Annotated in this window: 24 protein-coding genes and 2 pseudogenes; 12 read left to right on the plus strand and 14 right to left on the minus strand. The window is 71.0% G+C overall.

The features are described 5' to 3' along the window. Positions 1 to 90 precede the first annotated feature (90 nt). Together ABZO29_RS19675 and ABZO29_RS19680 are read right to left on the minus strand one after the other, a co-directional pair. Positions 91 to 489 carry a DUF5994 family protein gene (locus ABZO29_RS19675; RefSeq protein ID WP_367321499.1) on the minus strand — a complete coding sequence of 133 codons (399 nt, stop codon included), beginning with the start codon at positions 487 to 489 and terminating at the stop codon, positions 91 to 93. A gap of 42 nt (positions 490 to 531) precedes the next feature. Continuing rightward, on the minus strand, positions 532 to 1,530 hold the full coding sequence (locus ABZO29_RS19680; RefSeq protein ID WP_367321500.1) for an acyl-CoA desaturase: 999 nt from the start codon (positions 1,528 to 1,530) through the stop codon (positions 532 to 534). A 268-nt stretch (positions 1,531 to 1,798) separates the two neighbouring features. Here ABZO29_RS19680 and ABZO29_RS19685 point away from each other — a divergent pair, with 268 nt between their 5' ends. Together ABZO29_RS19685 and ABZO29_RS19690 are read left to right on the plus strand one after the other, a co-directional pair. Then, on the plus strand, positions 1,799 to 2,140 hold the full coding sequence (locus ABZO29_RS19685; RefSeq protein ID WP_367321501.1) for a hypothetical protein: 342 nt from the start codon (positions 1,799 to 1,801) through the stop codon (positions 2,138 to 2,140). 514 nt (positions 2,141 to 2,654) lie between these two features. Beyond that, positions 2,655 to 3,134: a DUF5994 family protein gene (locus ABZO29_RS19690; RefSeq protein ID WP_367321502.1), complete on the plus strand. Its 480-nt coding sequence runs from the start codon at positions 2,655 to 2,657 to the stop codon at positions 3,132 to 3,134. A 254-nt stretch (positions 3,135 to 3,388) separates the two neighbouring features. Here the strand turns inward: ABZO29_RS19690 and ABZO29_RS19695 are convergent, their stop codons facing one another. The 3 genes from ABZO29_RS19695 to ABZO29_RS19705 all read right to left on the minus strand — a co-directional run bounded on the left by ABZO29_RS19695 (position 3,389) and on the right by ABZO29_RS19705 (position 5,669). Next, complete coding sequence (locus ABZO29_RS19695) at positions 3,389 to 4,807, minus strand: ATP-binding protein (protein WP_367321503.1); 1,419 nt, start codon at positions 4,805 to 4,807, stop codon at positions 3,389 to 3,391. A 76-nt stretch (positions 4,808 to 4,883) separates the two neighbouring features. Further along, on the minus strand, positions 4,884 to 5,051 hold the full coding sequence (locus tag ABZO29_RS19700) for a hypothetical protein (protein WP_367326429.1): 168 nt from the start codon (positions 5,049 to 5,051) through the stop codon (positions 4,884 to 4,886). A 12-nt stretch (positions 5,052 to 5,063) separates the two neighbouring features. Then, positions 5,064 to 5,669, minus strand: a complete 606-nt coding sequence (locus tag ABZO29_RS19705; protein ID WP_367321504.1) for a TetR/AcrR family transcriptional regulator — start codon at positions 5,667 to 5,669, stop codon at positions 5,064 to 5,066. A gap of 223 nt (positions 5,670 to 5,892) precedes the next feature. On the opposite strand from ABZO29_RS19705, the gene ABZO29_RS19710 reads away from it, so the two are divergent. Continuing rightward, positions 5,893 to 7,404 carry an MFS transporter gene (locus ABZO29_RS19710; RefSeq protein ID WP_367321505.1) on the plus strand — a complete coding sequence of 504 codons (1,512 nt, stop codon included), beginning with the start codon at positions 5,893 to 5,895 and terminating at the stop codon, positions 7,402 to 7,404. A gap of 69 nt (positions 7,405 to 7,473) precedes the next feature. On the opposite strand, the gene ABZO29_RS19715 is transcribed toward ABZO29_RS19710, so the two are convergent. Next, on the minus strand, positions 7,474 to 8,928 hold the full coding sequence (locus ABZO29_RS19715) for an amino acid permease (protein WP_367321506.1): 1,455 nt from the start codon (positions 8,926 to 8,928) through the stop codon (positions 7,474 to 7,476). Between the two features lie 256 nt (positions 8,929 to 9,184). Here ABZO29_RS19715 and ABZO29_RS19720 point away from each other — a divergent pair, with 256 nt between their 5' ends. The 4 genes from ABZO29_RS19720 to ABZO29_RS19735 all read left to right on the plus strand — a co-directional run bounded on the left by ABZO29_RS19720 (position 9,185) and on the right by ABZO29_RS19735 (position 14,429). Beyond that, the gene (locus tag ABZO29_RS19720; protein ID WP_367326182.1) at positions 9,185 to 9,841 is read left to right on the plus strand and encodes a FadR/GntR family transcriptional regulator; all 657 of its coding nucleotides are present in this window, start codon (positions 9,185 to 9,187) and stop codon (positions 9,839 to 9,841) included. Positions 9,842 to 9,917: 76 nt separating this feature from the next. Continuing rightward, the gene (locus ABZO29_RS19725) at positions 9,918 to 11,390 is read left to right on the plus strand and encodes an APC family permease (RefSeq protein WP_367321507.1); all 1,473 of its coding nucleotides are present in this window, start codon (positions 9,918 to 9,920) and stop codon (positions 11,388 to 11,390) included. 108 nt (positions 11,391 to 11,498) lie between these two features. Further along, positions 11,499 to 12,317 carry an SAM-dependent methyltransferase gene (locus ABZO29_RS19730; protein ID WP_367321508.1) on the plus strand — a complete coding sequence of 273 codons (819 nt, stop codon included), beginning with the start codon at positions 11,499 to 11,501 and terminating at the stop codon, positions 12,315 to 12,317. Between the two features lie 1,179 nt (positions 12,318 to 13,496). Next, positions 13,497 to 14,429, plus strand: coding sequence for a peptidoglycan-binding protein (locus ABZO29_RS19735; protein ID WP_367321509.1), 933 nt, complete (start codon positions 13,497 to 13,499; stop codon positions 14,427 to 14,429). Positions 14,430 to 14,456: 27 nt separating this feature from the next. On the opposite strand, the pseudogene ABZO29_RS19740 reads toward ABZO29_RS19735, so the two are convergent. The 3 genes and pseudogenes from ABZO29_RS19740 to ABZO29_RS19750 all read right to left on the minus strand — a co-directional run. Continuing rightward, positions 14,457 to 14,612, minus strand: a pseudogene (locus ABZO29_RS19740) (peptidase M20); the annotation flags it as partial. 147 nt (positions 14,613 to 14,759) lie between these two features. After that, positions 14,760 to 16,175: an ATP-binding protein gene (locus ABZO29_RS19745; protein WP_367321510.1), complete on the minus strand. Its 1,416-nt coding sequence runs from the start codon at positions 16,173 to 16,175 to the stop codon at positions 14,760 to 14,762. Then, positions 16,176 to 16,910 carry a response regulator transcription factor gene (locus tag ABZO29_RS19750; RefSeq protein ID WP_367321511.1) on the minus strand — a complete coding sequence of 245 codons (735 nt, stop codon included), beginning with the start codon at positions 16,908 to 16,910 and terminating at the stop codon, positions 16,176 to 16,178. 155 nt (positions 16,911 to 17,065) lie between these two features. On the opposite strand from ABZO29_RS19750, the gene ABZO29_RS19755 reads away from it, so the two are divergent. Continuing rightward, positions 17,066 to 17,857 carry a DUF6597 domain-containing transcriptional factor gene (locus ABZO29_RS19755; RefSeq protein ID WP_367321512.1) on the plus strand — a complete coding sequence of 264 codons (792 nt, stop codon included), beginning with the start codon at positions 17,066 to 17,068 and terminating at the stop codon, positions 17,855 to 17,857. Positions 17,858 to 17,887: 30 nt separating this feature from the next. Here the strand turns inward: ABZO29_RS19755 and ABZO29_RS19760 are convergent, their stop codons facing one another. Continuing rightward, positions 17,888 to 18,778, minus strand: a complete 891-nt coding sequence (locus ABZO29_RS19760) for an NADP-dependent oxidoreductase (RefSeq protein WP_367321513.1) — start codon at positions 18,776 to 18,778, stop codon at positions 17,888 to 17,890. A 134-nt stretch (positions 18,779 to 18,912) separates the two neighbouring features. Here ABZO29_RS19760 and ABZO29_RS19765 point away from each other — a divergent pair, with 134 nt between their 5' ends. Then, positions 18,913 to 19,320 carry a winged helix-turn-helix transcriptional regulator gene (locus ABZO29_RS19765; RefSeq protein WP_367321514.1) on the plus strand — a complete coding sequence of 136 codons (408 nt, stop codon included), beginning with the start codon at positions 18,913 to 18,915 and terminating at the stop codon, positions 19,318 to 19,320. Here the strand turns inward: ABZO29_RS19765 and ABZO29_RS19770 are convergent. After that, positions 19,317 to 19,796, minus strand: coding sequence for a MarR family winged helix-turn-helix transcriptional regulator (locus tag ABZO29_RS19770; RefSeq protein ID WP_367321515.1), 480 nt, complete (start codon positions 19,794 to 19,796; stop codon positions 19,317 to 19,319). The genes ABZO29_RS19765 and ABZO29_RS19770 overlap by 4 nt on opposite strands. 78 nt (positions 19,797 to 19,874) lie before the next feature. After that, complete coding sequence (locus ABZO29_RS19775; RefSeq protein WP_367321516.1) at positions 19,875 to 20,342, minus strand: hypothetical protein; 468 nt, start codon at positions 20,340 to 20,342, stop codon at positions 19,875 to 19,877. A gap of 106 nt (positions 20,343 to 20,448) precedes the next feature. Here ABZO29_RS19775 and ABZO29_RS19780 point away from each other — a divergent pair. Further along, a pseudogene (locus ABZO29_RS19780) lies at positions 20,449 to 20,782 on the plus strand (YnfA family protein). Between the two features lie 7 nt (positions 20,783 to 20,789). Here the strand turns inward: ABZO29_RS19780 and ABZO29_RS19785 are convergent. After that, positions 20,790 to 21,227: an ester cyclase gene (locus tag ABZO29_RS19785; protein ID WP_367321517.1), complete on the minus strand. Its 438-nt coding sequence runs from the start codon at positions 21,225 to 21,227 to the stop codon at positions 20,790 to 20,792. Positions 21,228 to 21,389: 162 nt separating this feature from the next. On the opposite strand from ABZO29_RS19785, the gene ABZO29_RS19790 reads away from it, so the two are divergent. Both ABZO29_RS19790 and ABZO29_RS19795 read left to right on the plus strand, forming a co-directional pair. Further along, complete coding sequence (locus tag ABZO29_RS19790; protein WP_367321518.1) at positions 21,390 to 22,166, plus strand: SDR family NAD(P)-dependent oxidoreductase; 777 nt, start codon at positions 21,390 to 21,392, stop codon at positions 22,164 to 22,166. Further along, positions 22,166 to 22,342, plus strand: coding sequence for a hypothetical protein (locus tag ABZO29_RS19795; RefSeq protein ID WP_367321519.1), 177 nt, complete (start codon positions 22,166 to 22,168; stop codon positions 22,340 to 22,342). Before ABZO29_RS19790 ends, ABZO29_RS19795 begins: the two co-directional genes overlap by 1 nt. A gap of 177 nt (positions 22,343 to 22,519) precedes the next feature. Here the strand turns inward: ABZO29_RS19795 and ABZO29_RS19800 are convergent, their stop codons facing one another. After that, positions 22,520 to 23,713: an RtcB family protein gene (locus ABZO29_RS19800; protein WP_367321520.1), complete on the minus strand. Its 1,194-nt coding sequence runs from the start codon at positions 23,711 to 23,713 to the stop codon at positions 22,520 to 22,522. Positions 23,714 to 23,722 lie beyond the last annotated feature (9 nt).

Raw genomic sequence — 23,722 nt, forward strand, 5'->3', positions numbered from 1 at the left:
GGTTGGTTCGCCGCGGGACCGCGCTCATGACGGCGGAACGGGCCTGCCCCACCAGCCCGGAGGCCGGGACCGACCGGGGTGGCGGGCGCCTCACGCGTGCCCTTCCGCCGCGGCCGCCATGAGCGGTTCCGCGGCCTCCTCGGTCGTGTCCGGAGGTACGACCAGCAGGTCCCAGCGCCCCTGGCCGGGAGCGAGCAGGACGACGGTGTGCGTGGTGGCTGCCGTGCGGGTCCTGCGCAGTCGTACGACCTGGTTGGCGACGAGCATCCGGCCGGGTGCGGCAGTCCACGTCGCCCCGTTGACCGTGACGCTGGTGATGTGGCCCCACGCGCGCGGCAACCCGGCGAGCAGCTGGGGGAGTTCGGCGAGCAGGTCGTACGAACGCGGCCACCACGCTCCGTCGATGGGCCGGGGCAGACCGCCGCGAGGTGCCAGACGCAGGCGCAGTAGGGGATGGGACGGAAGCGGGGGTTGCAGTGCGGTGGTCATGAGGGCTCCTGCCAACTGCCTTACGCGGACGAGTGGTTGATGTCAGGTCCGGCGGGCGGCGACGCGGGCCGGACTCGGCCAGCGCACGTCGTGCACCCAGCCGAGGCGTTCGAGGAGGCGGATGACGGCGGCCGACGGGTCGATCTGGCCGCGGTCGACGCCGTGCCGGGCGCTGGTGGGGTCGGCGTGGTGGAGGTTGTGCCAGCTCTCGCCGAACGAGAGCAGGGCGAGGGGCCACAGGTTGGTGGCCCGGTCGTGGCGCCGGGTGCGGAACGGACGCTCGCCGATCATGTGGCAGAGGGAGTTCACGCTCCAGGTGACGTGGTGGAGCAGGGCGATGCGCACAAGTCCCGCCCACAGCAGGGCGGTTACCCCGTACACCCAGGTACCGCCGATGAGCCAGCCCGCCCCGAACGGCAGGGCGAGGGTGAGGAGGCACAGCACCGGGAAGGCGCGGGCGACGGCCCGGATGTCGCGGTCGGCCAGCAGGTCGGGGGCGTACCGGTCGGCGGGTGTACGGTCGTTGCGGAACAGCCAGCCGACGTGCGCGTGCAGCAACCCGCGCAACTGGCCGCGCAGATGTGTGCCGTAGCGGTACGGGGAGTGCGGATCGCCAGGCCGGTCGGTGAAGGCGTGGTGGCGGCGGTGGGTGGCGACCCAGCCGATGACGTCACCCTGGAAGCTCATCGAGCCTGCCACCGCGAGCGCGATGCGCACGGGGCGGACGGCCCGGTAGCCCCCGTGGGTGAGACCGCGATGGAAGCCGACCGTGATGCCGAGGCCCGTGACCGTGTAGAGGACGAGCGCGAGGACGATGTCCGCGGGATGGACGAGGCTGCCCCACAGCAGCCATCCGAGCAGGCCGAGAGCCACGAACGGCAGGACGACGATCACGGCCGTGATGCCGACGTACAGCCGCTCACCGCCGTCGCGCGCGGGCGCCGGGCCGTCCGGCGGGAAAGGGGAGGTGCCGTCGTAACCGCCGTCGTCACCCTGGGGTGGCGCGGCCGTGGCGGTGGACGTGGTGGGGCGGGGTGACATGGAGGGACTCCTTGACCTGGGCGAAGGCCGCTGGGATGAGGTGCGGCCGGGGTCACGGGCTGCCCCTGATGGATGGGTGATGTGCTGGGGACGACCTGTCGGATAGGCACGAAACACCCTCGTTCTCCCCACCGTACTCCCCTCGCGGACGGAAACACCCAGGCAGACCGCCCGCCTCCGGCACCGCGGTTCAGGGCCCTGGCCGGACGTTGACTGGCACCACGGCGCGGGTGGTGCCACCGACACGACGTAAGCGGTACACACGACCTTGTACGACCAGACGCGCGCCCAACAGCCCGCGAGCCGCCAGCCGGGCGACGCCGAACGCCGGCCCTCGGGTCCGAAGCCGCTGCTCCCTCCGGACGGTCGGGACGAGTTCGTCCGGCGTCTCGGACACGCCGTCAACACCTTCGAGATCACCCCGCGCAAGGCGCTCGAAGAGGCCGAGGGCGCCTTCGACGAAGCCGCCGCCCAGCTCGTCAGCGCCCTTTCCGAACAACGGCAGGCGCTCGCCGGCTGGCAGGACCGAGACCCCGAGACGGACTCCGCCGAACTCCGGATCGCGCTGAGGCAGTACCGGGAGATCGCCCAGCGGTTGCTGCGCGTGTAGCCGACCGCCGGGTCGTGCACGCCCGGCGCCACTCGTTCCGACAGCCGCCGTCAGCTCGTCCGAGCGCGGACGGCGGCCGTCGAGGGCTCCCCCGCGCGGCCGTTTCCCCCTTCTCAGGCGCGCTTCGGAGCCAGGTGCCCCGCATCGGACCGTGCGACGGCGCGCGGGAGCGACCGCGCAGGTCTCGCGACGAGGGGAGGTAACGGGTAGGGCAACGAGGCGAAGGCAAGGGCCGGCCGGAATGGGCCATGGAAGCCGACGGCTGTGCGGGGCTGCGATTCGGTCCTTGCCCGGGATCACGGGGCACGGGCAGCCGTCAGGGCTGCCGAACGCCGCAAGCCTAGGTGCGCTTCCCCCGGATGAGAACCCTCCGGACGACCCGGCCGCCGACCCGCCGGGCCGGAGTACCGTGGAACGGACCGGGAGTTCTCCGTACGTCGGCCCCGTCGGCGTCGTTCTCGGCGCACCACGACACCGGGCCGCCGCACGGCTGCCCGGGGACAGGGACCGCGACATGAACGCGCCCACCGGTCAACGCGCCTCGCCCGACCGGACCCGCCCCTCCGCCCTTCCCGCCGCCCGGCTCACCCTGCGCCCGCCGACCTTCCCGTCCGGCCCGGTGAGCGGTGCCTGGTGGCCCCGCTCCGACGATCTGCCGGCCGAACTGCCCGCGCTCATCAAGGCGTTCGACACTTCGCGGGGGCGGGTGACCCGGGTGACCGCACACCGCGACACCTGGCCCCAGACGCCGTGCGACCTGCCCGTCGACGGTCACACGGTGAAGGCCGCCTGGCTCACGTCCGGGTTCGACCCGCACGCGATCCGGCTGTTCTCCTACGGCGTCGGCCGCTGGGACCTGCTGGTCGTCCCACCAGGAACCGATGCGGCCACGGCCGCACGGCTGATGACGGCGGCGGCCGACCCCGGGCTCCACCGCACCGCGAGCGGGCTCCTGGAGGACGAGGACACGAACCCCTCGGCAGCAGACACTTGATCTTCCGGATTCCGGTTTCACGAGTCGAGTACCAGCTGCCCGACAAGGCCGAATCGGCGGGCAGAGCACGCGCGAACCCAGCTGTCGACCGCGTGCTGTGCTCCACCCTCCACGAGCATCGTTTCCGCAGGGCAACGGAGATCCCGCCGAGGAGCCCCAGGTCAGCACCCCACCACTTCCAATCGCCGCACGAGTGGCAGGACTTCAGCCGCGGGACTTTCCGGGTCCCGCCCTTGTCACATGTCCGGTCGGGCTCAGGAAGGCCATGCGCCGAGGAGGTCCGCCGGGCCGTACTCGACATCCAGGCCCGTGCAGTCGGTGCCACTGCGTGAGACCGCGACCAACGGGACGGGGTCGGGCGTGAGTGCGACACGGTGCCCGACGAGCGCCGAAAGGTCGTGGCGGTCGAAGGGGGCGTTCTCCAGCCACTTCACCGAGCCGACGAACAGCAATTCCTTGGCGATGGGCGCGCGGTCGGCTCCCACGATGTCGATCTCCACGTCGTTGGTGCGGGTCCAGTAGGCGCCGATGGCCGGGGCAGCGGGGAGCTGCTCGTCAGGCAGGAGGCGGGCCAGTGCCTCGCGGACAAGGGGCTCGACGGCCCTGCCGCGCCAGCTGGTCCAGTTCTCGCGGATGCGGTGCAGTGTCAGGTCACCCCGGCCTCGTTCGATCTCCTCCATCGCCGGGCCGAGGAACCTGAGCCAGAAGCGGAGGTAGGGGTCCGCGACGCGGTAGCGGCGGTCCTTGGAAGGGCGCGTGGAGACGGGAAGTTCGGCCGCGACCACTCTCTTGCCCACCAGGGTTCCCAGCGAGCGCTGGAGCGGGGTCGCCCCGATTCCGCCGGCGGCGCGGGCGATGTTGGTGAAGGTCCGCTCTCCGCTGCCGATCGCCGACAGCACGGTACGCGCCTGCACCTGCTGCGGGAACTCGGCGGCGAGCGAGCGTTCCGCCGAGACCAGCAGGGCCGACACCGGATCGGCCAGCGCCGAGGACAGGAAGTCCCACACCCCGGCGCCGTGCGGCCATTCCGCGCAGATCAGGGGCAGCCCGCCGGTGATCAGCGCCGCGTCGAACGCCTCGGCCGCGTCGAGGCCCAGCATTCCGCCGACCTCGGCCGGGTTGAGAGGGCCGAGGACCATCTCGCGTCCGCGCTGATGGAAGGGGCGGCCGTAGCTGTTCAGCGCCTCCATCATCGACAGATCGGAGCCGATGAGGATCAGCAGGACCGGCTTGGTTTCCAGCACTCGGTCCCAGGCTCGCTGCAGCGTGCCCTCGAAGGCGCCGTCCGCGTCCATCAGGTACGGCACCTCGTCCATGACCACCACGCTCGCCCGGTCGTGGGGAAGGGCTGCCGCCAGCACGTCGAAGGCGGCGTCCCAGCTCGCGGGACGGGCCGAGGCCAGCAGGGCGGCCGATGAAAGGTTCGACACCTGCGCGTCCTGAGCGAGTCGTTCGAGATCGGCCTGGGGGGAGGATCCCGTAGCGGCGTAGAAGAGGAAGGGTGCGCCGGACCGCTCGGCGAACCGCTCGACCAGGCGCGACTTCCCCACTCGCCTGCGCCCTCGCAACATCACGCATCGCCCGGGCCGCTCCCCGCCGACACCCGCCGTCACCTTCCCCAGCTCGCGGCTCAACGTCTCGAGCTCTCGCGTCCTGCCTACGAAGTCACCCACGCCATTGCCCTTCCGTTCCCTGGCAAGAGACTAACTACATCGTTACAAACATCAATGTTAGTAACTTCGATATCACTCAAGCGGAGGAGCGCGCCGTCCGGGCGGCCGTGACGGCTGCTGCCCGGGCACGGCGGGCGCCAAGGGCGAGGTCGGCGGTCGGCCGGTCCCGGAACAGCGCCTGGGGGCCGGTGTCGGCGCGGCCGTAGCGGGTGTCGTGGCGGGTCTCGTCGTGGTTGGACAGCACCCGGGTGGAGGACTAGCGAGTCCCCGGCCCCGTCGCCAGCAGCCCGTTGACCACCAGCGCCGCCAGCGTCTCCGCCGTCGCCGTCAGCTGCTGCGGTGAGGCGGGCTCGGGCCTGCCCAGGCGTCGTGCCAGGGGGACGTCCAGCATTCCGGAGACGGGCGGGATGACCGCGAAGAACAGCACGTGGGCCGGGACGGGTGCCATGCGGCCGGCCGCCACGAGGCGCTCGATGCCGAGCAGCATGGTCTGCAGGATCGGCGCGATGTAGCGCTCGTACAGGTAGTCCAACCGCTCCGTGTCCCGGTTGAGTTCGTCGACGAAGAGGCGCCCGATGAGGGGCGCGTCCGCCGCGGTTCGGTAGAACCCCGTGATGATCTGCCGCAGCCGCTCGGCATCGTCCTCGATCGAGGGGTCCACCTCCGGGATGCGCGCCAGCTGTTCCCCCAGGGCGGAGTCCACCACCGCGCGCCAGAACGCCGCCTTGGACCCGTAGCGGTCGTTGATGAAGTTGTGGCTGACGCCCAGGCGGCGGGCCAGTTCGCGCGCGGAAGCGTGGTCGTACCCCAGCTCGGCGAAGGCTTCGAGCCCGCGCCGCAGGATGCTCTCCTCCGCGGGCACCGCCGGAGTGTCCGCACCGGGGCGCCCCGGTCGTCGAGCGGACTCGGTCCTTGCTCCCACTCCTGCCTCCCTCGCCGCTTGCCCCGGGCCTCCCGGGGACTCGCCGACAGTTTACTTGACAGCTGTCAGATCGAAGCTAATCTGACAGACGTCAGGAAGAATCTGACACGCGTCAGAGTGGCCGCGTACTCCTGTCACCCCGTACTTCAACCGGAGTTCCGTCATGCCCAAAACCTCCGCCGAGACGCCGGCCGGGGCGGCCACCGTCTCCGCCCTCCCGTCCGCCGAAGCACCGCCCCGCCACCGCTGGTGGATCCTCGCCGTCATCGGCGTGGCCCAGTTGATGGTGGTCCTGGACGCGACGATCGTGAACATCGCCCTGCCCTCCGCCCAGAAGGACCTGGGGTTCTCCGACGGGGACCGACAGTGGGTCGTCACCGCGTACGCGCTCGCCTTCGGCAGTCTGCTGCTGCTCGGCGGGCGGATAGCCGACCTGTTCGGCCGCAAGATGACCTTCCTGGTCGGCCTGGTCGGCTTCGCCGGGGCGTCCGCCCTGGGAGGCGCGGCCGGCAGCTTCGAAGTGCTGATCGTCGCGCGCGCCGCGCAGGGTCTGTTCGGCGCCCTGCTCGCACCCGCCGCGCTGTCCCTGCTGACGACGACGTTCACCGACGCCAAGGAACGCGCCAGGGCTTTCGGCGTGTACGGCGCCATCGCGGGGGCCGGCGGTGCCATCGGCCTGCTGCTCGGCGGTGTGCTGACCGAGTACCTCGACTGGCGCTGGACCCTGTACGTCAACCTCGCCTTCGCCGCGGTCGCCTTCGTCGGTGGCGCCCTCCTGCTCAAGCGCGCCACCCGCGACACGAGCGCCACCATCGACATCCCCGGCGCCGTCCTCGTCAGCGGCGGTCTGTTCTGCCTGGTCTACGGCTTCTCCAACGCCGAGAGCCACGACTGGAGCTCGGTCGCCACCTGGGGCTTCCTGGTCGCCGGAGCCGTACTGCTCGCCGTGTTCACCGGGTGGCAGACCCGCGCAGCCCACCCCCTGCTGCCCCTGCGCGTCCTGCTCGACCGCAACCGCGGCGCCTCCTTCGTCTCCGTGCTGATCCTGGGCGCCGGCATGTTCGGTGTCTTCCTCTTCCTCACCTACTACCTGCAGCAGAGTCTGGGTTACACCCCGGTCGAGACGGGTCTGGCCTTCCTGCCCATGATCGCCGCCCTCATGGTCGCCTCCACCCTCGCCACCACCGTGCTCATCCCCCGCATCGGCCCCAAGCCGATCGTCCCGCTCGGCATGGGCGCGGCGGCCGCCGGCATGGTCTGGCTGACCGGCCTCGGCCTGACCAGCAGCTACACCACCGACATCCTCCCGCCGCTGATCGTGGCCGGCCTCGGCCTGGGCCTGCTCATGGCCCCCGCCATGAGCCTCGCCACCGCCGGCGTCGCCGCCGAGGACGCCGGCGTCGCCTCGGCGGCCGTCAACACGATGCAGCAGATCGGCGGGTCTCTCGGCACCGCCCTGCTCAACACCCTCTCCACCAGCGCTGCCACCGACTACCTGGTCGGCAAGAACCCCAAGGACCCCGCCGTCCTCGCCCAGGCCGGCCTGGAGGCGTACTCCACCGCCTACTGGTGGTCCGCCGCCTTCTTCGCCGCCGGCGTGATCATCAGCGTGCTCCTCTACCGGCGTGGCGTACCGGCCACCGACCCGGACACGGCACCCGTGGTGCACATGTGAGATCCCGGTCGGGCCGGCACGACCAGGGGCGGGGTCCTCGGACCCCGCCCCTTCGCCTGTGCGCCGGCTCTACGACCGGGTGATGGTGTCGTGTGCCTGGTTGCGGCCCGTGCGCTCGCGGACGAGTGCCACGGCCACCACGCCCGCGGCCACCAGGGTGGACAGGATCACCTGGTCGCGGCCGCCGCCGTCGGCGGTGTCGGTCAGCATGTAGCCGAGCACGAACGTGATCAGGGCGATGGTGGCCCAGGTCAGGTAGGGGTACAGCCACATCCTGACGACCAGTTTCTCCGGCGACTCCCGCTGGATGATCTTTCGCATCCGCAGCTGGGAGAAGCAGATCACCAGCCAGACGAACAGGGCGATGGCGCCGGAGGAGTTGAGCAGGAACTGGAAGACCGTCTCCGGCCACAGGTAGTTGAAGGCGACCGCGACGAAGCCGAAGACGACCGAGGCCAGGATCGCCGCCCGCGGCACACCGCGGCCTGTGGTCTGCCCGAAGGCGGCCGGGGCGTCATTGCGCCCGCCGAGGGAGAACGCCATCCGGGAGGCGGTGTACAGGCCGGAGTTGAGGCAGGACAGCACCGAGGTGAGCACGATGGCGTTCATGATCTGGCCGGCGTGCGGGATGCCGATGGAGCTCAGCGCGGCGACGTAGGAGCCGTCCTTGAGGATGGCCGGGTCGTCCCAGCGCAGCAGGGACACCACGATCAGGATCGAGCCCAGGTAGAACACCGCGATCCGCCAGATCACGCTGTTGGTGGCCTTGGTGACCGCTGCTTGCGGGTCGGCGGTCTCGCCGGCGGCCAGTGTGACGATCTCGCTGCCCATGAAGGAGAAGACCACCATCAGCACGCCGGTGAGGATGGCGCCGGGTCCGTTGGGCAGGAATCCGCCGTGCGCGGTGAGGTTGGAGAAGCCGGAGGCGGGGTGGTCGGAGCCGGGCAGCAGGCCGAAGACGGCGAGGGCGCCGATGACGATGAACGCGGCGATGGCGACGACCTTGATGCCGGCGAACCAGAACTCGAACTCGCCGTAGGAGCTGACCGAGGCCAGGTTGGTGGCGGTGAGGACGACCATGACGATCAGGGCCCAGCCCCACTGCGGGACCGCGGGGATCCAGCCGGCCAGGATCTTGGCGCCGGCGGTCGCCTCGACGGCGAGTACCACGACCCAGAAGAACCAGTACAGCCAGCCGATGGTGAATCCGGCCCAGCGGCCCAGCGCGCGGTCGGCGTAGGCGGAGAACGAGCCGGAGGTCGGGTTGGCCGCGGCCATCTCCCCCAGCATGCGCATCACGAGGACGACGAGGACCCCGACCAGGGCGTAGGAGATGAGAATGCCGGGGCCCGCGGCGGCGATGCCGGAGCCGGAGCCGACGAACAGGCCGGCGCCGATGACACCGCCGATGGCGATCATCGACAGATGGCGGTTCTTCAGGCCGGCCTGCAGGCCGGAACCCGCCGAGGGGGTCCCGGTGGTGGCCACCGGGTCCGGAGCGGAGACAGGGGGACGTGTGGTCATCTCGACATCCAGGGAGGGAGAGCGGACGAGGGGTGCAGGTGCCGAGACCGGAAATTAGTTCACTGCGATCTAAAAAAACAAGGCATGGTCGCCTTGTTTAAGTGTTCAGCATGCTCTATTTTTTGCGCATCGCGGAACCGCCCCCTGGGAGCCTCTATGCGCAACACGGTGACCCCGCTCAGCAGGCCGTTAAGGTGGCGCCGTGGTGAATGCAGCGGGCAAGTTCGGACCCTACGGCGGCGGGGACACCCGTCTCCTGCCCGGCAGGGGTCCGACGGGCTCGGAACTCGTCCGATCGCGGATCGCACTGCGGGTGCGTCTGCGGTCCGTGTCACCCGGGGACCGGCTGCCGGACGCCGGCGTCCTCGCCGAGGAGCTGGGGATCAGTGAGATCACCGTGCGCCGCGCCCTGGAGGGCATGTGCCAGGACGGTCTGCTCGACCGCCGGCGGGGCCGGGCGGGCGGGACCTTCGTGGCGGAGGGCTGGGACACGGTCGTAGCCCTGATGCACGACGCCGACGAGGCGGCTTCGCTGGACGCCTTCCACCTGCTGCTCGAGTGCGGTCTCGTGGCGCACAGCGCCGGCGAGGTCGAGCCCGGTCCGCTCCAGGCGCTTCAGACGCTGGTCGGCGAGATGGACGTGTCCGACGACCCGGCACGACTGGTCGAACTGGAGACGCGCTTCCATCTCGACCTGGCGGAGGCGCTCGGTGGCGCCGGGGTCCGCGAGTTCGCCTCGGACCTGCTCGGCCGGCTCAGCCTGCTGCTGCCCGCACCGGCACCCGAGGTGATACGGGCGCGGAACCGCTGCCACGCCGAACTGCTGGCCGAACTCGGACGCGGCGCGATGGATCCCGCCGTGCGGGCGGTGAAGGCACACCAACAGGCGCACGAGGAGGCCCACCCCAGCTGACGTCCCGATAGGCCGACAGACCACAGACACCCGCGCCCCCACTGCGCACCGCCACACCGCACAAGGAGACGCTGCCATGCCCGAGCCCGGAGCCGTCGGCCCGCCGCCGACATCGGGACCCGTCACCGGCGCGCCCCAGCGCCTGCGCGGCGGAGTTCTCGGCATGGCGGACATCGCCGCCGCCACAATGGCCAACGTCGGCCCGGCCATGAGCTTCTTCTTCGGCTTCGCGTTCCTGGCCACCACCGCGGGCGTCGCCTCCCCGCTGACCATCGTCGCCGCGGGCATCGCGGTCGCGCTGCTCGGCAACACGCTCGCCGAGTTCTCCCGGGCGCACCCCTCGGCGGGCAGCTTCATCACCTTCGTGGGCAAAACGTTCGGGCCGGTCAGCGCGGTGACCACGGCCCTGCTGGCCGGCCTCGGCTACATCATCGCGATGGGCTCCGTCATCGCGATCTCCGGCGGGTTCGTGCAGATCACGCTGCACCACTACACCGGCGTCGATCTGCCGTGGATCATCTGGACGCTGCTGCTGACCGGACTGTCGGTCGTGCTGATGCTGCGCGGGATCGTGGTCTCCACCAAGTGGGCCGGCTATTTCTTCGGCGTGGAGATGCTGGTGCTGGTCGTGGTCTCCGTCGCGGCGATCGTCGAACACCGCGGCGACCTCTCGGCCGCCCCCTTCCTGCCGAGCCACATCAGCCACGGCCTCAACGGCCTGGCGGCCGGATTCCCGCTGGCGGTCTACCTGTTCATCGGCTGGGAGAACTCGGCGGCGCTGGCGGAGGAGACGGAGAACCCGCGGCGCAACGTCGGCCGCGCCGTGTTCTCCTCCGTCGCGATCATGACCGTGAGCTACATCCTCTTCTCCTACGCCACGGTGACCGGCTTCGGCTACGACGTGACCCGGCTGGGCGACTCCCGCATCCCCTTCATCGACGTCGCCCACCACACACTCGGAGCGCTGGCGTTCGTCGCCTACCTCGGGGGCCTGACCTCCACCCTCGGTGTACTGATCGCCGGCATCAACTCCCAGGCCCGCCTGGTGTTCAACGCCGGACGCGAGGGACTGCTCCCGTCCTTCTTCGGCTACGTCCACCCCACGCGCCGTACGCCGACCAACGCGATCGTCGCGTTCACCGCCACCTCGCTGCTGATCATCGGCGGCTGGGGGCTGGGCCACCTGCTCGGGCCCGACGGCGGCTCGATGAACCCGGTGGTCTTCTTCGCCGAGTCCTCGACGCTGGGCGCCATCCTGATCCTGCTGGTCTACCTCGCGTCCAACATCGCCCTGCCGCTGTACTACCGCAGATACCGGCCACAGGAGTTCCGGACGGTCCGGCACCTGGTGCTGCCCGCGCTCGGCGCCCTGGCGATCCTGGTCCCGCTCTACTACCTCGCCAAGCCGGGCCAGCCCGCGCCCTACAACTGGTTCCCCTACGCGGCCCTGGCCGCCCTGCTCGCCTCCGTCGGCTACGCGACCCTCCTGGTCCGCCGCGACCCGAGCCTGGCGGAACGCGTCGGGTCCATCGTCGCGGACGTGGAATGACCAGGGGTGAACGGGTGCCGGGCGGGCCATGCCAGGATGATGTTCTGACAGTCACTCACCACGGTTCAGCTGATGGCGGGATACCAGTCCAGGACGGAGCCAGGGATCATGACCTCCCCCAGTGGCGGCAACGGCGCCCAGTCATTCGAGATCGACACGAGCAAGCCCCACCCGGCCCGGATGTACGACTACTTCCTGGGCGGTAAGGACAACTACGAGGTCGACCAGGTGGCTGCCGAGAAGTTCATCGAGGCGGCCCCGGAAGTGCGGTTGGCCGTCCGCGCCAACCGCAACTTCCTGCACCGCGCCGTCCGGCACGTCGTCGCCGAGGGCGGCATCCGGCAGATCCTCGACATCGGCACGGGCCTGCCCACCGAGCCCAACGTCCACCAGATCGCGCGCGCCATCGCCCCCGAGACCCGGATCGCCTACGTCGACAACGACCCGATCGTGAGCGTCCACTCCATGGCCCTCATGAGCGACGAGGCAGAGACCTCTGTCGTCCTGGCCGACCTGCGCGACCCCCGGGCCGTCCTCGACCACCCCGACGTACGCAAGGCCATCGACTTCGACCAGCCGCTGGCCCTGCTGCTGGTGGCCGTCCTGCACTTCATCACCGACGCGGAGGACCCGGACGGCATCCTCGCCACCCTCCGCGACGCGCTGCCCACCGGTTCCTACCTCGTCCTGTCGCACGCCACGGTCGACATCCACGACAACGACCGCGAGGACGCGGTGAAGGTCTACAACAGCGCCACCGCCACCCTGAACCCCCGCCCCCGCGGCCGGGTCCTGGACTTCTTCGGCGATTTCACCCTGGTCGACCCGGGTCTGGTTCTGGTCCCGGACTGGCGCCCCGAAGAGGCACCCGAGCCCGGCACCCCGCCGATCGGCATCTACGGCGGAGTGGCCCGCAAGAACGGCTGAGGACCGAGGGCCCGGCTCGACGTTCCGGGCCTGCCCGAGGGCAAACGGCCCCGGATCAGCACCTGCTTTCTCATCGACGACTACTTCAGCCGCCTCGCCGGACCCGCCGAACTGATACCGCCCCTGCCGGAGGAGGCCGAGGTGCCCGCGCGCCCCGGTCTCGCTGGGGCTGCCAGGTTCCCCTGGAGTTCAGTGCCGCCGAGTTGCGCCGGGCCGGTGCGCGGCGGCCGTTGGTGAGCCAGCCGGTGCGGCTGACGGGCGGACGGAAGCCGGTGCTGCCGGGCGGCGGGGACTCGACCAGACGGCCGAACACGGACTCGGCGAGCCCCCGGTCCGGCCTGCCGGGATCGGTGGCGGCGCAGCCGGCCTCCCGGGATCGGTGGCGGCGCAGCCGGACTCCCGGGCCAGGTAGGCGATCGTCAGCCCGGCCGCGACGGTGACATGAGCGCCCCGGGGAGACGACACGTCCGGTCCTGGCCTGCGGCGAGGTGCTTACCTGCCTGCTGCCCACCCGGCGGCCATCCCGCCGGGCCACCGCCCGGATACCGGCCGCGATGGCACGCCGCGACCCGGGCAGCATGGAACTGCTGCTCGATGCGGGCTGCGGACTCCGTCGGCAACAGCGCGTCCGTCGCCCAGCTGCCCGCCGCCTGACAGCACACCGCCGGGGTCCACTCCGACCCCGGACTGCCGGCCGCGCTGACCACCGACCGCGATGCGGACCACGGTCCCGCACCGGATCCCCGGAGCGTCGCATGAGCGCGGGTCGCGGTGACCGGCGCCGAACGGCCACCGGGAAGTCCGCTTCGCGGACGCGCCTCGGCCAAGAGCTAGGAGCTTGGCCCGACAGGCGCGCGAGAACACCTGCCGCACAGGGTCACGATGCGCACGGAACCCGGGCCGACCACCGAAACACCCCGGTACCACCGGCTCTGGGGGAAGCCCGGCACACGGCGCCCCGGACACCACCCGCGGCACCCGCTGGATCACCTTCGCAGGGGCAGCATCCTCGCGCCACGAACCGCGACTGAGCCCGCCCCCGGATTGCCACCACTGCCGCTCAAACATGGAATCTCGGTCAACTCACCCGCACGGCAAGGGCTTTCGAGGCATATTTGCCATGATCCGCCTCGCCCGACCGGGCGGGGACACCACGGGGAACCCATCCAGGAGTCTGCGGTGACCAAGACAGGACCTCAGCGATACCCGGGCGCGAGCCGGGCGAACTGGTACCAGGACGACTTCGGCGGTGACGCGATGGAAGTCAACGTCGTCGTGCTCCACACCACCGAGGGGCGCACGCTGCCGGGGTACGGCGGGGGGTCTTCCGCACCGAACCTGACGGCCGTGCCCGACCTCTCGGCGAAGAAGCTGAAGTGGTACCAGCACTTCGACATCGAGTCCTCGTCGAGAGCTCTGGTCAATCTGCGGGGCGGCGTCGAGACCAACACGGCGAACGTGTGCCAGGTCGAGCTGGTCGGCACCTGCGATCCGAAGACCCACGCCAAGTGGACGGCCGCCGGGCATGCCCACGTGTACTGGCCGGACGCCCCGGACTGGGCGCTGCAGGGCGTCGCACGGTTCCTGGCCTGGATGCACGAGGAGCACGGCGTACCGCTGTCGGGGCCGAAGGAGTGGCCCGCGTACCCCAGCTCCTACGGCAAGGGCAGCGGGGCCCGGATGACCGGCGCCGAGTGGAACAAGTTCAAGGGGGTCTGCGGGCACCTGCACGTACCCGAGAACGACCATGGCGACCCGGGTGCGATCGACTTCGCCCGGCTCATCAAGGAGGCCAAGGCCGACCTGGACCTGGGCGACGGCAACCCCGGGGGCTCCGCCCCCTCCAAGCCGACGAAGCCCACCACACCGAAGATCCCCACCTACCCCGGCCGCAAGTACTTCCGCGACGGCGCCACCAACGCCCACGTCCTGCAGCTCGGCAAGCAGCTGGTGAAGCGCGGGTTCGGCGATCACTACCGGGTCGGGCCCAGCAAGACCTGGGGTGAGGCGGACCGGCTCAACGTGCGCGACTTCCAGAAGTCGAAGAGGGAGCTGAGGGGTGACGCCGACGGCTACCCCGGTCCGCTGACCTGGCGTCTGCTGTTCGCCTGAGGGTTCGCCCTCAGGCGGGTCCGGGCCGCCCACCGTATCCGCGTGGGCGGCCCGGATCACGTCCGGCAGCGGGTGCCCCTCCGGCAGGACGCCACTGGCGAACCGGCCGCCGGGCCAGGTCAAGGACGCCGGCTGCGCGCACAGCCACGGGTCGGCGGCGCAGGCCGGGGCCACGCACCGCTCCGACTGGGGCCGAGGCCGGCCTCGAGACCCAGGCGCTCCAGGCGCCCGCGAGGTGTGCCGGATCCCCGACTCGGCCGCGCTGCCGGTCGCGCTCGGGATCGCGATCAGCGCCGGCAGCGTCCGGGCGGCGGCTCCGCGTCCCCCGTCTCAGGCACCCCCGCCCACCGTGAACCCGATCACCGACCCGCCCCCGTCCCTCCGGAACGCGAACGGCGCTCCCCCATGCGCCAGGGCCACCTCCCGCACGATGGACAGGCCGAGACCGGAGCCGGGCAGGGAGCGGGCGTCGGCGGCGCGGTAGAAGCGGTCGAAGATGCGGACCAAGTCGCAGTCGGCGACTCCGGGGCCGCGATCGAGGACCTCGACGCGGACCGTGCCGGGCCGGGCGGGCCCGGCGACGGTGATCTCGATGGGTGAGGTGCCGTCGCGGTCGAACTTCGCCGCGTTCTCGACCAGGTTCGAGACCGCGCGCGTCAGCATCCCGGGCCGCCCGTCGGTCGTCGTGTCTCCGCTCGAGCGGACCGTGATCCGCCGTCCGCTGCGGCGGCGGGTCAGGCCCGCCACCTCCTCGGCGATGTCGGCGAGGTCGACCCGCTGCGGCGGCTCGGTGTCGGACTGGCCGGCCGCCAGGTCGACCAACTCGTTGACCAGGTCGGTGAGTTCGCGGGCCTCCTGGGTCAGGTCCGCCACCAGTTCGTCGCGGGTGGCGGGCGGGAGTTCGTCGATCCTGCGCAGCAGCGAGATGTTCGTACGCAACGACGTCAGCGGCGTACGCAGTTCGTGTCCCGCGTCCTGGACCAGACGGCGCTGGTCCTCCTCGGACTGGGCGAGGCGGCCCAGCATGCGGTCGAAGGCACGGCCGAGGCGGCCCACCTCGTCGTAGCCGGTGACGGGCACCTGGATGCCGAGGCGGCGGGTGCGCGCGACGTCCTCGGCGGCCGAGGTGAGGACGACCAGGCGGCGGGTGATGCGCCGCGCCAGCCACCAGCCGAACAGTCCTGCGAGCGTCACGACGGCCGCCATCAGCAGGAACGTCCGCTGCTGCAACGCCCGCAGCAGGTCCTCGGTGTCGCTGAACTCCTGCGCGACCTGCACCGCGCCCCGGCCGCCGCCGAGGGAGACCGTCGCGATGCGGTAGATGTCGCTGCCCACCTCGACGTCCTTGTGCTCGGTCAGCCCGCCGGCGGCGGCGCCGGCCGCGACCCTCCGGTCGGCGGCCGTGACCGGCAGCCCCGGGCTGCCCGGGTCGACGACGCCGCCGTCCGGACCGAGCACCTGCACGTCCGTGCGGGCGGGCCGCACCAGGTCATGACCGGGGGCCGACGAGGAGAAGTCCTCGGGCGTCATCCGGCGCTGGCGCACCTCGTCCCGCAGGTCCTGCACGACCTCGTCGAACACCGACTGCTGGTCCACGCGCACCAGCCGGGCGGCGGCGTTGTACGACAGGATGCCCACGAGGACGGTGACGGCCGCGGTCACCGCCGCGAAGGACACCGCGAACGTGGTGCCGAGCGAGACCAGCTTCGGCCGCCGTCCGGTCAGCAGCCGGCGGAGACGGCCCACTCAGTCCTCCCGCAGCACGTAACCCACCCCGCGGACCGTGTGGATCAGCTGCGGCGCGCCCGGCTCGTCGAGCTTGCGGCGCAGGTAGCCGACGTACACGGCGAGGTTCTTGGAGCCGGGCCCGAAGTCGTAGCCCCAGATGCGGTCGTAGATCGTGGAGTGGTCGAGGACGATGCCGGCGTTGCGCACGAGCAGTTCGAGCAGCTCGAACTCGGTGCGGGTCAGCTCCAGCTCACGGCCGCCGCGCCAGGCCCGGCGGGCCTGCGGGTCCATGCGCAGGCCCGCCGCCTCCAGATACCGCTCGGGGGTCTGCGAGGCCTGCTTCGGAATGTCGACGCGGACCTCGCTGACCGGGGTCTCGGGGGCCGGGCTGGTGCGGCGCAGCAGGGCGCGCAGCCTGGCGAAGACCTCCTCGACGTCGAACGGCTTGAGGACGTAGTCGTCCGCGCCCGCGTCCAGGCCCGCGATCCGGTCCGCGGTCTCGACGAGCGCGGTGAGCATGAGGATGGGGGTGCGGTCGCCCTCGGCGCGCAGCACCCGGCAGACCTGCAGCCCGTCGATGCCGGGCATCATCACGTCCAGGACGAGCACGTCCGGCGGCGTCCTGTGGGCATGCGCCAGCGCCTCCACCCCGTCGGCGACCGCGGTGACCCGGTAGCCCTCCAGGGTCAGGGCGCGTTCCAGGGCGTGGCGGATGGCGCGGTCGTCTTCGGCGAGGAGCACAGTCTGGGGCACGGATCCAGTCTGCCAAGGCCTCCGGCGGTACGGCCGGGGTGAGCAGGCGGACGATCACCCTTTTTACCTGGCTCTCACCGTCACACAGCCGCCCCTGGCCGACGGCCTGCTGTCCTCTCACCAAGACTGTCAGTGCCCCGCCCTACGATCCCCACATGGCCGCCCCACGCCGCGACACCCGAGGCATCGTCGACGCCGCGGAGTTCCTCGCGCACGTGCGCTTCCGCCGCCGCGAGCCGGCGGAGCCGCTGCGCCCCTACCTGGAGCACTACTGGCTGATCGACTGGGACCTGACCCAGCCGTACGCGTCCCACGTGGTCCCGCACCCCTCCGTGAACATCGTCTTCCAGCAGTTCGCCGGGCAGGAGCCGTTCGTGGAGGTCGCCGGTATCGGGCTCGGCCTCTTCACCCAGAAGCTGGAGGGGAAGGGCCGGGTGTGCGGAATCCAGTTCCGGCCCGGCGGCTTCCGCCCCTTCGCGCCGGAGCACCCGGCGACGGAGTGGACGGGCCGACGGATCCGGCTCCCGGACGCGTCACCCGAGACCGTCCTGACCCCCGACGACGAGGACGCCCGCGTCGCCGCACTCGACGCCTTCCTCCTCGCCCTCGGCCCCCACCCCGACCCCCAGGCCGACCTGGCGATGACCCTCGTCGACCGCATCCGCACCGACCGCACGATCCGCCGCGTCGGCGACTTCGCCCGAGCCGAGGGTCTGTCCGTACGGCTGCTGCAGCGCCTGTTCGCCGCGTACGTCGGCGTCGGCCCGAAGTGGGTCCTCCTGCGCTACCGCATCCACGAGGCCCTGGAACGCGCGGAGACGGAACAGCCGGTGGACTGGGCGGCACTGGCCGCCGACCTGGGCTACGCCGACCAGGCCCACCTGGTACGCGACTTCACGGCGACGGTGGGGGTGCCTCCGGCGGCGTATGCGCAGGCCGTGCACTGAGCCCAGCTCCCAACGCAGGCGAGCCGGAAATCAAGGCACCAGCACCAGCCGCCCCCGCACCCCACCCTCCGCAAGCCGCGCGTGTGCCTTCGCGGCCTCGTCCAGCGCATACGTCTCGGCCACCCGCAGCGTCAGCACCCCCTCGTCGACCAGCCCGACCAGCTCGGCCAGCCGCGCCCCGTCCGCGGTCACCGAGACCGCGTCGGTCCGCACACCCCTGGCGGACGCCGGGTGGGCCCCCGGGATGACACCGACGAACGCACCCCCGTCCCGCACCCACGCAAGCGCCTCCTCACCGAGGATCGCCGCGTCCAGCACGGCGTCGACGCCACCCGGCTCGACGGCACCGCTCACGAAACGCGCCGCCCCCAGCGAACGTACGAGCTCCTCGTCCTCCGCGCGGGCCAGCGCGGTCACCGACACCCCGCGGTGGGCGGCGAGCTGGACGGCGTACCCGCCGACCGCGCCCGCCGCCCCGGTCACCAGCAGCGACTGACCCGGTGTCAGCTCCAGCAGGTCCAGGGCCTGTACGGCGGTCAGCGCGTTCAGCGGCAACGTGGCAGCGTGCGCCGCGTCCACCGTCGCCGGCGCCTTGGCCACGGCGTCCGTGTCCACGACGACGTACTCGGCGTGCGTGCCCAGCGGCTTCACCATGCCGTGGTCGAGCGCCACGACCTCGTCGCCCACGTTCCACGCGGTGGCCACGCCGACCGCGTCCACGGTCCCGGCGACATCCCAGCCGAGCCCGATCTGCTTGCCCGCACCGCCGAAGCCGCCGGCCCGCACGCCCGCGTCCACCGGGTTCAGCGCGGCCGCGGCGACCTTGATCCGCACCTGCCGTGCGGCCGGCTCGGGCACCTCGGTCTCCACGACCCGCACGGCCTCGGGTCCGCCGAACTCCGTCACTACTGCAGCACGCATGTCAACTCTCCCTGAAATAAACGGCTTTGCGAGGAATCCGATGATTTCCCCTCAGCTGTCGACAACCCTAGGAAGAGCTGCTATCCATTAGGAAGTAGTTACCTGAAAGTGCCTACCTCACCGGGAGGAGAGCCATGGCGACCACGACGGCGGCCCAGCGGCGCGAACAGGCACGCGCGGAGTACGACGCGTTCCTCAAGAACTGCCCCACCAACCAGCTCCTCGGCCGTCTCAGCGACAAGTGGGTCAGCCTCGTCGTCGCCGCCCTCAGCCACGGGCCGATGCGCTACAGCGACCTCGGCCGCAAGATCGCCGGCGTCAGCCCCAAGATGCTCACTCAGTCCCTGCGCACACTCGAACGCGACGGCATCCTCGCCCGCACGGTCACCCCGTCCGTCCCGGTCCGCGTGGACTACGAACTCACCCCGCTCGGCCGGAGCCTCGCCATGCTCCTGATCGCGGTGAAGGACTGGGCGGAGACCCACATCGAGGAGGTCCACGCGGCCCGCGAACGGTATGACACCGAGAATGAGGCCGCCTAGACCTCGCCCGCCCGCAGCCGCACCACCTGAGCCGCGCTGAACTCCGTCGTACGCCTCATGTGCTCGATGATCAGGGCGAGTTGGGAATCGTCCAGGTCGTCGAAGAGCGACACCCAGCCGCCGCCCAGCCGGTCCCACATCCGCCCGAACTCGGCGATCTTCTCCGGCACCGTCGCCACCAGCACCCGCCGCCGGTCGCCCGCGTCCCGCTCCCGGACCACGTACCCGGCCTTCTCCAGCCGGTCCACGAGCCGCGTCGCCGACCCGGTCGTCAGCCCCGTCAGCTCCGCGATCCGGCCCGTCGTCACGGGCCCGCGCTCCAGCGTGAGCAGGTTCAGGCACTGGAAATCGGTGGGATGCAGGCCCAGACGGTCGGCGACGGCCTGGTTGAAGAGGGCGTACGACGCCACATACCGGCGGGAGACGACGGACAGGTCGTCCAGCAACCGCGACCGAGTGTTCGTGTGCCCGGACATCCCTGCTCCCTTCCCCTGCGCGGTGCAGAGATCGTACGACGCAGAAGACTCGCTGGAAGTGACGACGCCATGGACCCGCTAGAAGTGGTACGAGTCCCCGGTTTCCAGGACCAGTACCCGTTGCCGGTCGTTCGCCCGGTTGCGGTCCACCGTGCCGCCGTTCCACACCGTGTCGATCTCCAGCATCACCTCGGACGGCGTGCCCCGCAGCCGCACCCGCACATGGATCGGCTCCCCCAGCTCATCGGGACCGAGCGCCCCGACCCGGCACACCACCTCCCGCGCGCCCGAGCGCGCGCACCCGTCCGGCAGCACCTGCCGGTCCGCCGGAGGCTCCGACCAGCGCAGCCGCACCGTCACGTCCGAAACGGCGGACGGCCCGTGATTGCGCGGAGTGAACCGCACGTCCACCCGGCCGGAGGCCAGGGACGCGGCCCCGTGAAAGGCCAGATCGGCCTCGGGGCCCTCGGCGGCCCCGGCGGCAGGAGCCCCCGCCACCCCACCGACCGCCACCATGGCCGCTGCCCACACCGCGAGAACCCGCATACCGCCCACTCCTCACTCCACCGTGGTCGTACGGATGTATCCCACGCGGAGCGAACGGCAGGCGCCCTCCAACAGGTGACACCGCACCCCGTGCCAGGCCGGCCCCATGTCCGTCCTGCGTTCCGCCGCCCTCTTCGTCGTCGCCGCGCTTGTGGGGATCGGCGGCGCCCGGCTGGTCCGGCAGGGCGTGCGCGAGCACCGCGGCCGATTGTGGGCGTCCGGCGGCGTCCTCGCCCTCGGCGCGTACGGATTCGTCGCCACCTTCCAGCCCCGCGCACTTCGGCCGCGTCCTGGCCGCGTACGGCGGGATCTTCATCGCCGGCTCGATCCTCTGGGGCGTGGTCGCGGACGGCTACCGCCCGGACCGCTGGAACATCACCGGCGCGCTGATCTGCCTCGCGGGCCTGGCGGTGATCATGCGGGCCCCGCGAGGCGGCTGAAGAGCTCTCAGGACGGCTCTTCGGGCAGCAGCCCCAGCTGACCCATGAACTCCATCTCGTCGAAGTAGAGGCGGTAGTCGACGATCCGTCCGGTGTCGTCGACCGTGGCGAAGTCCACGCCGCGGATCCTGATCTCCTTCTGCGTCGCGGGCAGCGACTCCCCGGAAGGCAGCTGGATCGGCCCCGTGTTCCGGCCGGTGAAGAACCCCTCGTCGATGGCCGTGTTGCCGATCTCGTACGAGTGCACCGGCTCGTACCTGGCATCGGTGATCGCGTCCGTCATCTGACGCCAGTACTCGACGATGTCGGCGCGCCCGTGCATCTCCCCTCCGTCGGGAGTGATGGCGACCGCGTCCTCCGCGAACAGCTCGCCGACGCGCCGGGAGCCCGCCTCCGTGGTGAGAGCCTCGGTCAGCCGGTCCATGACCTCACGTGCCTGTCCCATGCTCCACCTCCTGCGCCAGAGGATCACCCATCTCATTCTCCCACCGGGACCCACCGGACGCTGGCCGGAGAGCGAGACCGCGGACCGCCCGCACACCCCGCCCGCCTATCCTGGCCGGACAAGGTTTCGACCACTTTTTCCGCCACGTCCGAGGAGCAGCCCATGGCCACCGCCGCACCGCCCGCCGCCTCCCGCATCGCCGTCGTCACGGGTGCGAGCAGCGGAATCGGCGCAGCCACGGCACGGCGACTCGCCGCGGCCGGCTACCGGGTCGTACTGACCGCCCGTCGAAAGGACCGCATCGAGGCGCTGGCGGAGGAGATCAACGCGGCGGGCCACCAGGCAACGGCGTACGCCCTGGACGTCACCGACCGCGCCGCGGTCGACGAGTTCGCGACGGCCTTCAGGACGGTCGGCGTGCTCGTGAACAACGCCGGCGGAGCGCTGGGCGCCGACCCGGTCGCCACCGGCGACCCCGCCGACTGGCGCACGATGTACGAGACGAACGTCATCGGCACGCTCAACCTCACCCAGGCCCTGCTCCCCAAGCTGGTCGCGAGCGGCGACGGCACGGTCGTGGTGGTGTCCTCCACCGCGGGCCACGGCACGTACGAGGGCGGCGGGGGCTATGTCGCCGCCAAGCACGGCGCCCATGTGATTGCCGAGACCCTGCGCCTGGAGATCGTCGGGCAGCCGGTCCGGGTCATCGAGATCGCGCCCGGCATGGTCAGGACCGACGAGTTCGCCCTGACCCGCTTCGGCGGCGACAAGGAGAAGGCGGAACGGGTCTATGCGGGCGTCGCGGAGCCGCTGACGGCGGACGACGTGGCGGACACCATCGCCTGGACGGTGACCCGCCCCAGCCACGTCAACGTGGACCTCCTCGTCCTCCGCCCGCGCGCGCAGGCCTCCAACACGAAGGTCCACCGGGAGCTGTGATGGAAGAGAAGGAGCAGCAGGGCACGGCGGACGCCACGGAGGTCTCGTTCGAGAAGCGCCGCCTGGCCCAGGAGACCAAGAACGAACGCCAGGTCTGGTACTTCCTGGCGTACTTCCTCTTCGGCCTCCACATCATCGCGTTCGTGATGATCTACGCGGTGCGGCACGGACACTGAGTCCGTGGACAGACACATACCCTTCGAGCGCCTGCACAACTTCCGTGACCTGGGCGGCTATCCGACCCCGGACTGGGACCCCCGTACGCGGTGACGTTGCTGGAGAAGAGGCTCATATGACGTGAGAGGGGCCGGGCCGACATGGCCCGGGCCCCTCGTACGGGTCGTACGGGTGTCTCAACCCTTCACGCAGACGACCTGCTTGAGCTTCGCCACGACCTCCACGAGGTCCCGCTGCTGGTCGATGACCTGCTCGATCGGCTTGTAAGCACCCGGGATCTCGTCCACGACGCCGGAGTCCTTGCGGCACTCCACGCCCCGCGTCTGCTCCTCCAGGTCCTTCGTCGAGAAGCGGCGCTTCGCCGCGTTGCGGCTCATGCGCCTGCCCGCGCCGTGCGACGCCGAGTTGAAGGCCTTCTCGTTGCCGAGTCCCTTCACGATGTACGAACCCGTGCCCATGGAGCCCGGGATGATCCCGTAGTCACCGGATCCTGCGCGGATGGCGCCCTTGCGGGTCACCAGCAGGTCCATCCCGTCGTACCGCTCCTCGGCCACGTAGTTGTGGTGCGCGCTGATCTCCGGCTCGAACGTCGGCCTGGCCTTCCTGAACTCCTTGCGGATCACGTCCTTCAGGAGCGCCATCATGATCGTGCGGTTGTACTTCGCGTACTCCTGCGCCCAGAACAGGTCGTTGCGGTATGCCGCCATCTGCGGGGTGTCCGCGATGAACACGGCGAGATCGCGGTCGACCAGGCCCTGGTTGTGGGGCAGCATCCGGGCGACTCCGATGTGGAACTCGGCCAGCTCCTTGCCGATGTTCCGGGAACCGGAGTGCAGCATCAGCCAGACAGAACCAGTCGTATCCGTGCACACTTCGACGAAGTGATTGCCAGAGCCGAGCGTTCCCATCTGCTTCGTGGCGCGCTCCTGACGGAACTTGACCGCTTCGGCGACCCCGCCGAACCGCCCCCAGAAGTCCTCCCACCCTCCGGCCGCGAACCCGTGCAGTCGCCCCGGATCGACGGGCTCGTCATGCATCCCCCGCCCCACCGGAATGGCCTGCTCGATCTTCGACCGCAGCCGCGAGAGATCACCGGGCAGGTCGTTCGCCGTCAGCGACGTCTTCACCGCCGACATCCCGCACCCGATGTCCACGCCCACCGCCGCGGGACACACGGCCCCCCGCATGGCGATGACGGACCCGACCGTCGCACCCTTTCCGTAGTGCACGTCCGGCATGACCGCGAGCCCCTTGATCCACGGCAGGGTCGCGACGTTGCGCAGCTGCTGCAGGGCCACGTCCTCGACCGTCGCGGGGTCGGTCCACATACGGATGGGAACCTTCGCGCCCGGCATTTCCACGTACGGCATATCGTCCTC

The organism is Streptomyces sp. HUAS ZL42 (assembly GCF_040782645.1).
GTDB lineage: Bacteria > Actinomycetota > Actinomycetes > Streptomycetales > Streptomycetaceae > Streptomyces.